General features: G+C 70.2%; 12 protein-coding genes. 9 read left to right on the top strand and 3 right to left on the bottom strand.

Annotated features, from left to right (window positions below):
* Positions 1-352: 352 nt before the first annotated feature.
* A complete protein-coding gene (locus ACGFNK_RS44965; protein ID WP_393426973.1) occupies positions 353-1996 on the top strand; it encodes a phospho-sugar mutase in 1644 nt (547 codons plus the stop codon).
* 24 nt (positions 1997-2020) lie between these two features.
* On the opposite strand, the gene ACGFNK_RS44960 is transcribed toward ACGFNK_RS44965, so the two are convergent.
* Together ACGFNK_RS44960 and ACGFNK_RS44955 are read right to left on the bottom strand one after the other, a co-directional pair.
* Positions 2021-3685, bottom strand: a complete 1665-nt coding sequence (locus ACGFNK_RS44960; RefSeq protein WP_393426971.1) for a hypothetical protein — start codon at positions 3683-3685, stop codon at positions 2021-2023.
* A gap of 178 nt (positions 3686-3863) precedes the next feature.
* Complete coding sequence (locus tag ACGFNK_RS44955; RefSeq protein WP_393426969.1) at positions 3864-4538, bottom strand: PH domain-containing protein; 675 nt, start codon at positions 4536-4538, stop codon at positions 3864-3866.
* A 290-nt stretch (positions 4539-4828) separates the two neighbouring features.
* On the opposite strand from ACGFNK_RS44955, the gene deoC reads away from it, so the two are divergent.
* The 4 genes from deoC to ACGFNK_RS44935 all read left to right on the top strand — a co-directional run bounded on the left by deoC (position 4829) and on the right by ACGFNK_RS44935 (position 8846).
* Positions 4829-5788 carry a deoxyribose-phosphate aldolase gene (deoC, locus tag ACGFNK_RS44950; protein ID WP_393426980.1) on the top strand — a complete coding sequence of 320 codons (960 nt, stop codon included), beginning with the start codon at positions 4829-4831 and terminating at the stop codon, positions 5786-5788.
* Positions 5789-5793: 5 nt separating this feature from the next.
* Complete coding sequence (locus ACGFNK_RS44945; RefSeq protein ID WP_393426967.1) at positions 5794-7233, top strand: aldehyde dehydrogenase family protein; 1440 nt, start codon at positions 5794-5796, stop codon at positions 7231-7233.
* Positions 7223-8134: an aldehyde dehydrogenase family protein gene (locus ACGFNK_RS44940; protein WP_393426964.1), complete on the top strand. Its 912-nt coding sequence runs from the start codon at positions 7223-7225 to the stop codon at positions 8132-8134. Before ACGFNK_RS44945 ends, ACGFNK_RS44940 begins: the two co-directional genes overlap by 11 nt.
* Positions 8135-8210: 76 nt before the next feature.
* A complete protein-coding gene (locus ACGFNK_RS44935; RefSeq protein WP_393426961.1) occupies positions 8211-8846 on the top strand; it encodes a uridine kinase in 636 nt (211 codons plus the stop codon).
* Positions 8847-9092: 246 nt separating this feature from the next.
* Here ACGFNK_RS44935 and ACGFNK_RS44930 read toward each other — a convergent pair whose 3' ends face one another.
* On the bottom strand, positions 9093-9851 hold the full coding sequence (locus ACGFNK_RS44930; RefSeq protein WP_393426958.1) for a SigE family RNA polymerase sigma factor: 759 nt from the start codon (positions 9849-9851) through the stop codon (positions 9093-9095).
* A gap of 277 nt (positions 9852-10128) precedes the next feature.
* On the opposite strand from ACGFNK_RS44930, the gene afsQ1 reads away from it, so the two are divergent.
* From afsQ1 to ACGFNK_RS44910, 4 genes are all read left to right on the top strand, one after another.
* A complete protein-coding gene (gene afsQ1 / locus ACGFNK_RS44925) occupies positions 10129-10806 on the top strand; it encodes a two-component system response regulator AfsQ1 (protein WP_211118247.1) in 678 nt (225 codons plus the stop codon).
* Entirely contained in the window at positions 10803-12413 is a 1611-nt protein-coding gene (locus ACGFNK_RS44920; RefSeq protein WP_393426954.1) for an ATP-binding protein, read from the top strand. Before afsQ1 ends, ACGFNK_RS44920 begins: the two co-directional genes overlap by 4 nt.
* Complete coding sequence (locus ACGFNK_RS44915) at positions 12410-13075, top strand: hypothetical protein (RefSeq protein ID WP_393426951.1); 666 nt, start codon at positions 12410-12412, stop codon at positions 13073-13075. The genes ACGFNK_RS44920 and ACGFNK_RS44915 overlap by 4 nt, the downstream gene beginning before the upstream one ends.
* Positions 13076-13268: 193 nt before the next feature.
* Entirely contained in the window at positions 13269-13820 is a 552-nt protein-coding gene (locus tag ACGFNK_RS44910; protein WP_393426948.1) for a VanZ family protein, read from the top strand.
* The last annotated feature ends 65 nt before the right edge of the window (positions 13821-13885 follow it).

Below are 13885 nucleotides of genomic sequence, written 5' to 3'. Positions count from 1 at the left end.
GCATACGGCCCTTCGTCTGACACAGGGCGCAGGTGGCCTGAGACAGAACCTACGCGACGGGCATACGACGCACCGGCCCACGTCCCCTCCCGCCGATGGGAAGCTGCGGGCACGTAGTGGCTGGTGAGCATGATGACTGACGGCTCCGGGAGCGCCCCTTTAAGGGGCGCGGGGAACTGCGCGACCAGCCACGACGGACTGGCAGCCGCGACACGACCTGTCACCCCCACCCCCTTGCGGGGGCCTGGGGCGCAGCCCCAGTTTCGGGAAGGGGCGGGGTTGGGGAAAGAAACCCTCCCCCCACCCACCCGCACCAGGCCGGCTAGGAACCAAAGAAAGAGGTTGACCCCCCGTGCAGGATGAACTCGTCGCGAAGGCCAAGGCGTGGCTGGCCGAAGACCCCGACCCGGAGACCAGGGACGAACTCACCAGGCTGATCGACGCCAGGGACGAAGCAGAGCTCACCGCACGATTCACCGGCACCCTCCAGTTCGGCACCGCGGGCCTCAGAGGCGAACTCGGCGCCGGCCCCATGCGGATGAACCGCGCGGTGGTCATCCGAGCCGCCGCGGGCCTCGCCGCGTACCTCAAGGGCAAGGGCCGGGAAAACGGCCTGGTCGTCATCGGCTACGACGCCCGCCACAAGTCGGAGGACTTCGCCCGCGACACCGCCGCGGTGATGACGGGCGCGGGCCTGAGGGCAGCCGTGCTCCCCCGCCCCCTCCCCACCCCGGTCCTCGCCTTCGCCATAAGGCACCTCGGTGCGGTCGCGGGCGTGGAGGTGACCGCCAGCCACAACCCGCCGCGCGACAACGGCTACAAGGTCTACCTCGGTGAGGGCTCCCAGATCGTCCCCCCGGCGGACGCCGAGATCGCCGCGGAGATCGAGGCGATCGCGAGCCTGAACGACGTACCGCGTCCGGCCGGAGGCTGGGAGATCCTCGCCGAGGAAGGCGACGACAGCGTCCTCAACGCCTACCTCGCCCGTACGGACGCCGCACTCGCCGAGAACTCCCCCCGAAGCGCCCGCACCGTCTACACAGCGATGCACGGCGTCGGCAAGGACACCCTCCTCGCCGCCTACGCCCGCGCGGGCTTCCCGGAACCCGTCCTCGTCGCCGAACAGGCGGAACCGGACCCGGACTTCCCCACGGTCGCCTTCCCGAACCCGGAGGAACCGGGCGCGATGGACCTGGCCTTCGCGAAGGCCCACGAGGCGAACCCGGACCTGATCATCGCGAACGACCCGGACGCCGACCGCTGCGCCGTGGCCGTCGAGGACGGCGGCGACTGGCGCATGCTGCGCGGTGACGAGGTCGGCGCCCTCCTCGCCGCCCACCTCGTGAAGCGGGGCGCCCGCGGCACCTTCGCGGAGTCGATCGTGTCGTCCTCCCTCCTCGGCCGTATCGCGGAGAAGGCGCAGCTCCCGTACGAGGAGACCCTGACAGGCTTCAAGTGGATCGCCCGGGTGGAGGGCCTGCGTTACGGGTATGAGGAGGCCCTCGGCTACTGCGTGGACCCCGAGGGCGTACGGGACAAGGACGGCATCACGGCGGCCCTGCTGATCACGGAACTGGCCTCGGAGCTCAAAGAGCAGGGCAGGACCCTCCTCGACCTCCTCGACGACCTCGCCGTGGAACACGGCCTGCACGCCACCGACCAGCTCTCCGTCCGCGTGGACGACCTCTCCCTGATCGCGAACGCGATGCGCCGCCTCCGCGAACAGCCGCCCACCCACCTCGCGGGCCTGGCGATCACCAAGTCCGAGGACCTGACGAAGGGCACGGACAAGCTCCCGCCCACGGACGGCCTGCGCTACACGCTGGACGGCGCCCGCGTCATCGTCCGCCCCAGCGGCACGGAGCCAAAGCTGAAGTGCTACCTGGAGGTCGTCATCCCGGTCGCTTCGCACGCCGACCTGGCCACGGCCCGCGAGAAGGCGACGGCTCTCCTGACAACCATCAAGCAGGACCTGTCGGCGGCAGCGGGCATCTGACACACACTGCGGCCTGCTGCAATCTCACCTCAGCGCCATCACCGCAACCACCCACCCCAGCGCCAGCACGGCGGCCAGCGGCCACAGCGGGCGCCCGCGTTCGGGAGCCGTGCTCTCCCCCGTGGGCCGCAGCGCGGGATCCGTGCGCATCGCGCTGAGTTCGGCGGCCAGGGCGTCATACGGGTGGACCAGGCCGCGGGTGCGCTCCAGCCAGCCCCAGTGGGGTGCGGCGACAGTCCAGTTGTCGCCGCGCCAGCGCAGCTTGAGTTCGAAGCGTTGGCGGCGTACGGAGCGGAGGTCCTCCCAGGGGACGTGCTGGGGTCCGCGCAGGCCGGTGACCCATAGGCCCGTGCGGTCGGCGGTGATGCGCCAGGCCAGTTTCACGGGGACGCGGACCGCGCCGTAGACGCCCAGTACGACGACCAGGGCGAGCTTCCACACGGCGGTGCCGGATTCGGTGAACCAGGCCCAGCAGAGCCATACGCCCCAGGCCACCAGCAGCGCGGCGGCCAGCCAGTCGAGCCACCCGGCATGCCAGCGGCGCACGGCGACGGGCGGCTGGGTCCCGGCCAACTCCCTGGCCTGCTCCTCCAGTTGGCGGCTCTGCGCCTCCCGGGCCTTCGCCCGTTCGATACGGCGCCGCCCCGCGCTCAGCGACAACGGGCGTACGGGTCCCGTCGACCACTCGATCAGCGGAGGCTGGGCCGGGTCCACGTCGGCGCTGAGGACGAGGACCTCGGCACCGTCGAAGGGCGCACCGAAGAGGACGGCTTCGCGGACCGGGCCCGGGGTGTCGGCGTCCACGACCTCCAGGAGCCGCTCGAGCTCCTCCTCGTCGTCGTCCTCGATTTCCGCCCCTTCGGCTTCCGCATCGTCGTCCTCGTCCTCGTCATCGTCGAACGAGGTCAGGTCGACCGTGAACAGGGGGCGGATGGCCCGGACGTCATCCGCTGCGTAGACCTCCGTGCTGCCTTCCACGTCGTCGCGCACCAGGACGCGCAGTACCGGTGCGGGTTCCCGGCGCAGTTCGACGGCGCGATGACGGCCGAACCAGGCCGAGGCCAGGGCGGTCGCGCCGAGGCCGGCCACGAAGAAGGCGGCTGCCCAGGCGCCTTGGCGGTCGGCGGCCGAGCCCCACAGGCCCGAGGTGGCACCGGTCAGCACGCCGAGGGCGAGGACCACGAGGCCGAGGTTGCGCAGGAAGCTGCCGCGACGCACCGGTTCCTCCGCGTCGGGCAGCCACGCCGTGATGCCCTCGGCTGCCTCCAGCACCCGGTCGTACTGCGTGCTCCGAGCCCGCAGGCGTACGGCTACCACCGCCCAGCAGGCCACCACGACGAGCACGAAGAGCGCGGTCACCGCCCACGGCTGCGACGGTGCCTGGAGCGAGAGCGCGAGGAGCAGCGCGGGCGCGCCGGCCCAGACGAGTTCGGGGCGGGCGAGCACCCACAGGACGTACACCGCGAACGCCGCCGCGAGGAACGGCCACAGCCCGCCGAGCACCACGGCCCAGCCGCCCGCGCACAGCGCGAAGGTGGTCGCTCCGGCCGCAACCGACCTGCGTACGCGCAGGAACGTCCAGCGCGGCGGCAGCGCCGCCGACCAGACCCCGGCCTGCCCGGCCGTCCAGTCCCGGCAGCCCTCGGGTATCGCCGTGGCGGGCAGCCGCAGAGGCTCGTCGTACGACACATCTACTCCCTCGGTGCGTGGCTACGCCGGTGACGCCTGAACCGGTGGTGTCGGGGCCCTGTGACGGGACCCCGGACGGCGAAGGCAGACACCACCCTCTCGTACGGCCCAAAGCGCCCATCTCCTCAAGATCCGGGGTGTTGGGTAGCGCCTCAGGACGCTGAGGCGGCCCGAGTGGTCACCCCACCGCCAGCAGAATGGCCAGCAGCACCGCACCGGCCAGCACCGGCGCAACGATCTCGTAGGCCCATCGCACCGATGGCTCCCCCTGCGCCCGCTTGTCCGGTCCACGCGCTACCACCAGCTCACGCAGCTCATCCATGATCTGGTCGGCGTGGGCGCGCACGGGCCCGGTCGGCTCCGGCATCCGCGACGGACGGACCTCGCCGCCCTCCTTGTCGGCGCGGGCCTGCTGCCTCGCCGCCTTCTTGCGGGCGCGCAGTGAGACGGGTATCGCCCACAGTTGGTACTTGGTGCCGGACTTGTCGAGCACCTCGTTCGAGTAGCCGGAGCGCAGGGCCTCGACCGTGCCCCAGGGCAGCACGATCACACGGAAGGGGTTGCGGATGCGCAGCCTGTCGTCGTTCGCGAAGACGGCCGGGCGCAGGGTGAAGGCGACGACCAGCGGGACGAAGAGGATGAGCCCCGCAAGCGCCAGCCACGGCGTCCGGCCCTTGCCCACGATCAGTGCGTCGATACCGAGCCAGCCCGCGATGGCGAGCAGCAGCACACCGCCCCCGATGGCCGCGGGCGAGCGGTAGATCCGGTCCCTGGACTCCGGACCGGAGGGCGGCGAGGACGGCGTGGGTTCCGATGAGCCAGGAGAATCCGACGAGCCCGGCGGCTCAGGCATGCCCTGGGCGTCCGGCGAATCCGAAGAGCCCTGGGAACCCGAAGAGCCCGGAGCATCCGGAGAGTCCGGAGAGTCCGGAGTCTGCGGGGATTCCGAAGAGCCCGAGGAGTCCGGTCGGGGTGGCTGATGGTCCGGGGTCGTCATGCTCCCGATTCTGCCCGACGCCTTTGACAGCGCTCATCCGCGGTCGCCGAGCGCTCGTTGAGCTCGCGGCGAGCTCTCGACGAGCGCCGGGAAAGGCTCGAGGGCTGTACAGCTGCTACGCGCGTAGATATGCTCCCCTCGTGACCATGCCCACCACAGCACCAGCCGCACACGCACTCGGCGACGTAACCGCGTCCGACAGCACGCTGCGCCGCTTCCTCCACGGGCTGCCCGGCGTCGACACGGTCGGCCTGGAGGCGCGCGCCGCCTCGCTCGGCACCCGTTCCATCAAGACCACGGCGAAGGCGTACGCCATTGACCTCGCCATCTCCATGGTCGACCTGACGACGCTGGAAGGCGCGGACACCCCGGGCAAGGTCCGGGCGCTCGGCGCCAAGGCCGTCCATCCCGACCCCACGGACCGTACGACCCCCACCACGGCGGCCGTCTGCGTCTACCCCGACATGGTGGCCACCGCCAAGGAAGCCGTCGCGGGCTCCGGCGTGAAGGTAGCCTCCGTCGCCACCGCCTTCCCCGCAGGGCGTGCCGCGATCGGCGTGAAGCTGGCCGACGTACGCGATGCCGTCTCGGCCGGGGCGGACGAGGTCGACATGGTCATCGACCGGGGTGCGTTCCTCGCGGGGAACTACATGAAGGTGTACGACGAGATCACCGCCGTGAAGGAGGCCTGCGGGACGAGCGCCCGCCTGAAGGTCATCTTCGAGACCGGCGAGCTTTCGACGTACGACAACATCCGGCGCGCCTCCTGGCTCGGCATGCTTGCGGGCGCCGACTTCATCAAGACGTCGACCGGCAAGGTCGCCGTCAACGCGACGCCCGCGAACACCCTGCTCATGCTCGAGGCCGTACGCGACTTCCGCGCGCAGACCGGGGTACAGGTCGGGGTGAAGCCCGCGGGCGGCATCCGCACCACCAAGGACGCAATCAAGTTCCTGGTCCTGGTGAACGAGACGGCGGGCGAGGACTGGCTGGACAACCACTGGTTCCGTTTCGGCGCGTCCTCCCTCCTGAACGACCTGCTGATGCAGCGCCAGAAGCTGGCCACCGGCCGTTACTCCGGCCCCGACTACGTGACGGTGGATTGATCATCATGGCTTCCGTATTCGAATACGCGCCGGCCCCCGAGTCCCGGTCCGTCGTCGACATCGCGCCCTCGTACGGCCTGTTCATCGACGGCGAGTTCACCGAGGCGGCGGACGGCAAGGTCTTCAAGTCGATCTCGCCCTCCACCGAAGAGGTCCTCTCCGAGGTCGCCCAGGCGGGCGAGGCGGACGTCGACCGTGCGGTGAAGGCCGCCCGCAAGGCCTTCGAGAAGTGGTCCGCGCTGCCCGGCTCCGAGCGCGCCAAGTACCTCTTCCGCATCGCCCGCATCATCCAGGAGCGCAGCCGCGAACTGGCCGTCCTGGAGACGCTGGACAACGGAAAGCCCATCAAGGAGACGCGCGACACCGACCTCCCCCTGGTCGCCGCGCACTTCTTCTACTACGCGGGCTGGGCGGACAAGCTGGACCACGCCGGCTTCGGCGCGAACCCGCAGCCCCTGGGCGTCGCGGGCCAGGTCATCCCCTGGAACTTCCCACTCCTGATGCTGGCGTGGAAGATCGCCCCGGCCCTCGCGACCGGCAACACGGTGGTCCTGAAGCCCGCCGAGACGACCCCCCTGTCGGCGCTGTTCTTCGCGGACATCTGCCGCCAGGCAGGCCTGCCCAAGGGCGTCGTCAACATCCTTCCGGGATACGGCGACACGGGCGCCGCCCTGGTCGCGCACGAGGACGTGAACAAGGTCGCGTTCACGGGCTCGACAGCCGTCGGCAAGGAGATCGCGCGGACCGTCGCGGGCACCCGTAAGAAGCTCACCCTCGAACTCGGCGGCAAGGGCGCCAACATCGTCTTCGACGACGCCCCCATCGACCAGGCCGTCGAGGGCATCGTCACGGGCATCTTCTTCAACCAGGGCCAGGTCTGCTGCGCGGGTTCCCGTCTCCTCGTCCAGGAGTCGATCCACGACGAGCTGCTGGAGTCGCTGAAGCGCCGCCTGTCGACCCTGCGCCTGGGCGACCCCCTCGACAAGAACACCGACATCGGCGCGATCAACTCCGCCGAACAGCTGGCCCGTATCACCACGCTCACCGAGCAGGGCGAGGCGGAGGGCGCCGAGCGCTGGTCCCCGGCCTGCGAACTGCCGTCCTCCGGCTACTGGTTCGCCCCGACACTCTTCACGAACGTCACCCAGGCGCACACCATCGCACGCGACGAGATCTTCGGCCCGGTGCTGTCCGTCCTCACCTTCCGCACCCCGGAAGAGGCCGTCGCCAAGGCCAACAACACCCAGTACGGCCTCTCCGCCGGCATCTGGACGGAGAAGGGCTCCCGCATCCTCGCGGTGGCGAACAAGCTCCGCGCGGGCGTCGTCTGGTCCAACACGTTCAACAAGTTCGACCCGACCTCGCCGTTCGGCGGCTACAAGGAGTCGGGCTTCGGCCGCGAGGGCGGTCGTCACGGCCTGGAGGCTTACCTCGATGTCTGCTGAATCAATTAGCGGCTCCGCCGCGGGTCGACTGTCGGTGTTCAAGACCTACAAGCTGTACGTGGGCGGAAAGTTCCCGCGTTCCGAGAGCGGCCGGGTGTACGAGGTGACCGACTCGAAGGGCAAGTGGCTGGCGAACGCGCCCCTTTCGTCCCGTAAGGACGCCCGTGACGCGGTGGTCGCCGCGCGCAAGGCGTTCGGGCCCTGGTCCGGCGCCACGGCGTACAACCGCGGCCAGATCCTCTACCGCATCGCGGAGATGCTGGAGGGCCGCAAGGAGCAGTTCGTACGAGCGGTCGCGGACGCGGAGGGCCTGTCGAAGCCGAAGGCGGCTGCGCAGGTCGACGCCGCGATCGACCGCTGGGTCTGGTACGCGGGCTGGACCGACAAGATCGCCCAGGTGGTCGGCGGCGGAAATCCGGTGGCGGGCCCGTTCTTCAACCTGTCGACGCCTGAGCCGACGGGCGTGGTGACGGTCATCGCCCCCCAGGAGTCGTCCTTCCTGGGCCTGGTCTCCGTGGTCGCCCCGGTGATCGCGACGGGCAACACGGCGATCGTGGTGGCGTCCGAGAAGTCACCGCTCCCGGCCCTCTCCCTCGGCGAGGTCCTCGCCACCTCCGACCTCCCCGGCGGCGTGGTCAACATCCTCTCCGGCCGTACGGCGGAGATCGCGACGCCACTCGCCGCCCACCAGGACGTCAACGCGATCGACCTGGCCGGCACCGACGACGTACTCGCGAAGGAACTGGAGATCGCAGCCGCGGACAACCTGAAACGCGTACGCCGTCCCCAGCCTGTGGACTTCTCCGCGGACCCGGGCACGGACCGCCTGACGTTCTTCCTGGAGACGAAGACGGTCTGGCATCCGACGGGATCACTGGGCGCCTCAGGCTCGGCGTACTGAGTTCTGACACGTGACGCGTGCTCCCTGCCGACCCGGGTATCGGCAGGGAGCTCTCGATGCCGCACACTGGTACCTCGTGAGTCCCCATCCCCCGATACCCACGCGGGTCGTGCTGCTGTGCGGCCCCTCCGGTTCCGGCAAGTCCCTTCTCGCGGCCCGGTCCGGCCTTCCGGTGCTGCGGCTCGACGACTTCTACAAGGAGGGCGACGATCCGACGCTGCCGCAGGTGGCGGGCAGTTCGGACGTCGACTGGGACCATCCGCTGTCCTGGGACGCGGACACGGCCGTCGAGGCGATCGTCGAGCTGTGCCGCGGGGGGCGTACGAAGGTTCCCGTGTACGACATCTCCCTCAGCGCCCGTACCGGCGAGGAGACCGTCGACATCGGGCGGACCCCGCTGTTCATCGCGGAGGGCATCTTCGCCGCCGAGATCGTCGGACGCTGCCAGGAACTCGGTGTGCTGGCGGACGCGCTGTGTCTGAGCCGCGGCCCGGTGCAGACGTTCCGCCGCCGCTTTCTGCGGGACCTCAAGGAGGGCCGCAAGTCCGTCCCGTTCCTGCTCCGCCGCGGCTGGCGCCTGATGCGCGCCGAACGCTCCATCGTGTCCCGCCAGACATCCCTGGGCGCCCACGCCTGCGACAAGGACGAGGCGTTGGGGCGGCTGGCGGCGGCCGCCGCGGGACGGTGCGTGAAGGCGCGTACGGCGGCGTAGTCACGTACGACCGCTTCAGTGATGTACGCAGAAAAGCGGGACTGGATGGACCCCCCGGCCCTTCCAGTCCCGCTCCCTTTTCCCTGTGATCCCCCGTGGTCCCCCGTTGACCCCGTGGTCCCCCCTGCAGTGCTCCCCCGTTGCCCTGTCCGCCGCCTCCCCCCAGAGTGACGAACAGCCCCCGTATTTCCCCCCCTACTTACCTTCCCCCGTACTTTCTTTCCCCCGTTGCCCTCGGCGGGCCTGTCAGGCGACAAGCTCCCCGAAGGACTCCTCCTCGTCACGGCCGAAGCTGAGGACCTCGTCCTCGCGCAGCCGGCGGAGCGACCGCCAGATGCTGGACTTCACCGTGCCGACACTGATGTCGAGGATCTCCGCGATCTCCGGGTCCGTGCGGCCCTCGTAGTAGCGCAGGACCAGCATGGTGCGCTGGAGTTCGGGCAGCCGGGCGAGCGCCTGCCACAGGACGGCGCGCAGCTCGGTGCCGCGCATCGCGTCCGTGTCGCCGGCCGTCTCCGGCAGCTCCTCGGTCGGGTATTCGTTCAGCTTGCGGCGGCGCCACGCGCTGATGTGCAGGTTGGTCATGGTGCGGCGGAGGTAGCCCCCGACCGCGGCCTTGTCGCTGATCCGGTCCCATGCCTTGTACGTCGAGAACAGCGCGCTCTGCAGCAGGTCCTCGGCCTCGAAGCGGTCGCCGGTCAGGTGGTAGGCGGTTGCGTACAGGGAGGCGCGGCGTTCCTGGACGTAGGCGGTGAACTCCGCCTCCGACACCGAACGACGCTCCCCCGAGCCCTCCCCGTACGTGGATCCCCCGTGCGTTCCCCCGTTGTCCCCCACCAGATGTGCGTCAACCACCGTCATGTACGACCCGGTGTGCTGCCGCCCGGTGCCGCGAGCGCACCCCCGCCCGCTCACGGCACCGGACTTCTCGGTGTTGCGTGTGACGTCGTGAAGACGCGTGACAACTGCGACCGCGCTAGTGCTGGTGCTGTGCAGCGTGTTCATCTCGCGCCCCCCGTCGTGGAGTTCCGGTTTCTCGGTACCGCTCTGTGGTGCTTCCTTGCCTGTGCCGAGAAGCTTGCCTACGCGACTTCATGACGGTGTCAGCCGACTGTCACAGGCGTGCAACAGGGACGGGGGCCCAGGCGCAGCACAGGTTGATCACAGAGAAGCGTCGTACGGCTACTCATCCGGTATCTCGGACCGTCACTCCTATGGGTGAGATGTGTGGGAGCGCTCCAGGAGTCGATACTGCGCCATGTCATGGGACAGAATGACGTCCGTGCCTTCCCTGTTGCTGATCGAGGACGACGACGCCATCCGTACGGCCCTGGAGCTGTCGCTGACGCGCCAGGGGCACCGTGTGGCCACCGCTGCCACCGGCGAGGACGGTCTGAAGCTGTTGCGCGAGCAGCGGCCGGACCTGATCGTGCTGGATGTGATGCTGCCCGGCATCGACGGGTTCGAGGTGTGCCGGCGCATCCGGCGCACGGACCAGCTGCCGATCATCCTGCTCACCGCCCGCAGTGACGACATCGACGTGGTGGTCGGGCTGGAGTCGGGGGCCGACGACTATGTCGTCAAGCCGGTGCAGGGGCGGGTGCTGGACGCCCGCATCCGGGCCGTGCTGCGGCGTGGCGAGCGGGAGGCCACCGACTCGGCGACGTTCGGCAGCCTGGTGATCGACCGCGCCGCGATGACGGTCACCAAGAACGGCGAGGATCTCCAACTGACGCCCACCGAGCTGCGTCTGCTCCTGGAGCTCAGCCGCCGGCCCGGACAGGCGCTGTCCCGCCAGCAGTTGCTGCGGCTGGTGTGGGAGCACGACTACCTCGGTGACTCGCGGCTCGTCGACGCCTGTGTGCAGCGGCTGCGCGCGAAGGTGGAGGACGTGCCCTCGTCGCCGACGCTGATCCGTACGGTGCGCGGCGTGGGATACCGGCTGGACAGTCCTCAGTGACACAAGCGCAGGGCAAGCTCCGCGGCTGGGCCGCGGCGCGCAGGACGATACTGGCGGGCCTGCGGTTCACGAGTCTGCGACTGCGTCTGGTCGTCGTGTTCGGTCTCGTCGCGCTCACCGCGGCGGTTTCGGCGTCGGGAATCGCGTACTGGCTCAACCGCGAGGCCGTGCTGCGCCGTACGCAGGACGCGGTGCTGCGCGACTTCCAGCAGGAGATGCAGAGCCGCGCGAGCGCGCTGGCGGTGCATCCGACGCAGGACGACCTGGAGGCCGCCGCACGCCAGATGGCGAACAGCCCGCAGGGGTTCAGTGTGCTGCTGATCGCCGAGGACGAGACGGGGCAGACCGTCGTCGGCAACTCCGAACTGGACGACTTCTCTCTGGACGACGTACCGAAGTCCCTCCAGAGGGCGGTGAACAGGGAGCAGGAGCTCACCTCGGGCAACAAACAGCCGTACCACCTGTACTGGCAGCGGATCCTCGACGGCGACCATCCGTATCTGATGGGCGGCGCGAAAGTGATCGGCGGCGGGCCGACCGGCTACATGCTCAAGTCCCTGGAACCGGAAGCCGAGGACCTGAACTCCCTTGCCTGGTCGCTGGGTATCGCGACCGGGCTCGCGCTGATCGGTTCGGCGCTGCTCGCGCAGGCCGCCGCGACGACCGTGCTCAAGCCGGTGCACCGCCTCGGCACGGCGGCCCGGCGGCTCGGCGAGGGCAAGCTGGACACCCGGCTGCGGGTGTCGGGCACGGACGAACTCGCCGAGCTGTCACGGACGTTCAACCGTGCCGCGGAGGCTCTGGAGAAACGGGTCGCGGACATGAGCGCGCGCGATGAGGCCTCCCGCCGCTTCGTGGCGGACATGTCGCACGAACTGCGGACACCGCTGACCGCGATCACGGCCGTGACCGAGGTCCTCGAGGAGGAGCTCGACGCGGAGACCGGCAGCGTGGACCCGATGATCGAGCCCGCCGTACGCCTCGTCGTCAGCGAGACGCGGCGCCTGAACGACCTCGTGGAGAACCTCATGGAGGTCACCCGCTTCGACGCGGGCACGGCCCGGCTCGTCCTGGACGATGTCGACATAGCCGATCAGATCACCGCGTGCATCGACGCGCGCGCCTGGCTGGACGCGGTGGAGCTGGATGCCGAGCGCGGCATCACCGCGCGTCTCGACCCGCGCCGCCTGGACGTGATCCTGGCGAACCTGATCGGCAACGCCCTCAAGCACGGCGGTTCCCCGGTACGCGTGTCCGTGCGCGAGGAGGGGGACGACGTGCTCATCGAGGTGCAGGACCACGGCCCCGGCATCCCCGAGGAGGTCCTCCCGCACGTCTTCGACCGCTTCTACAAGGCGAGCGCCTCCCGCCCGCGCTCCGAGGGCAGCGGCCTGGGCCTGTCCATCGCCCTGGAGAACGCGCACATCCACGGCGGCGAGCTCACCGCCGCCAACTCCCGGTCGGGCGCGGTGTTCACCCTGAGGCTGCCGCAGGACGCCTCGGTCCTGATGGACCAGGAGGACGGGCAGGACCGGTCAGGCCGGGAAAACCGGACGAAGAACGGCGAGTCCCGTGAGGGCAACGGCTCCAAGGGGGAGGCGCGATGACCGTACGCGGCTCATGGGGCGTACGTGGCTCAGGGGACGTACGTGGCTCAGGGGGCGTACGGCGGTTGCGTACCGCCCTGCTCACCGTGCCGTTGCTCGCCGTGGCGCTCGCCGGATGCGGGATCCGGCCGACGGAGGTGCCGACCGAGTTCGGGCCCGCGCCGTCCCGTTTGTCCTGTACGGCGAGTGGACCGGATCTCGGTACGCAGTCCTCGGGCGGGATCCTCGTCCAGGTCTTCATGCTGTGTTCCTCGCAACTGGTGCGGGTCGACCGAATCGTGCGCGTCGCCGACGGCAACACGGAGATGGACCGCGGACAGGCCGCGCAGGCCCTCCTCGACCAGCTCGCCGCGGAACCGACGGACCAAGAGCGGCAGGCGGGCTACACGACGGACGTCCAGGAAGGCATGACGGTCGGCGAACCGCGCCCCGGGGACCCGAAGGGGGCGCTCCGGCTCAGCACCGAGCCCGCCGCGCTCACCTCGTACGCCCTGGCCCAGCTCATCTGCACCTTCAGCGCCTCGGCCGCGGCCTCCGACGGCGGGGCGGTGATCCTCGGGGGCCCCGGCAAGGACCCCGTACGCCGCTACGAGTGCACGCCAGAGGTCCTCTCCAGGCCGGGCACCCAGTCCCCGCCGTCGACGGAGGTCGGCCGGCCCTGAGCGCCCCATGGGGCGCGGGGGTGTGACATATGCGGCTCCGCTGCGGGGGCGCGACCTGCCCCCACCGGCCCGAAGGTTCTCACCCTGCTTCCAGCACAGCGCTCGGCGTGGACGTGGCGGACGCCTCACCCGTGTGAGGCAAGCCCTTGCGACACACGGAACCGATCCTGCCGAAGGCCGCGTCTTGGGGGTCGTGCAGCGTCAAGGCTCAAACGGCGGCAGCGCCGCGATCCGCATCCGTGCGGCGGGAGGTGTTCTTCTCGTCGCACATCTTGCGCTCGTCGCCTGGCTCACGCTGCGTCCCCTGGACGTGCCGTGGGTGAGCGCCGCGAACCTGCGTCCGTTCGCAAGTATCAGAGCCGATCTGGCCCTGGGCCCCGAGGCGGCGGCCCGCAATATCGGCAAGGGCCTGCTGCTGCTCGCTCCGCTCGGCGTACTGCTGCCCATGGCCGGCGGCAGGCTGGCCGCCTCCCCGCTGCTGTCCCTGCTCCGTACGGTCGCCGCCGGCGCCCTTCTCTCCATGGGCATCGAGCTGCTGCAGACCGGGGTCCCCGGCCAGGTCGTGGACGTCGACTCGCTGCTGCTCAACACCGCGGGAGTGGCCTTGGCCCATATGGCGTTCGTCCCTGCCGCACGCGCGAAGCTGCGCCGCCGGACCGAGACGCGGCTCCGGGCCGCCCTCCATCGGGAGGAAGCGGCTCAGGGTCGGACCCCGACGATTCCCAGGGTCGGGATCGCCCCGTAGAGCGACGCTTTGCCCCCTTCGTGCTCGTAGCGTGGAAGGCAGATGAGGCAGCCACAGGGGAGGCC

Origin of the sequence: Streptomyces sp. NPDC048825, assembly GCF_043198355.1 — a bacterium.
GTDB classification, from domain to species: domain Bacteria; phylum Actinomycetota; class Actinomycetes; order Streptomycetales; family Streptomycetaceae; genus Streptomyces; species Streptomyces xiangluensis.
This window is presented reverse-complemented; position numbering and strand designations above follow the sequence as displayed.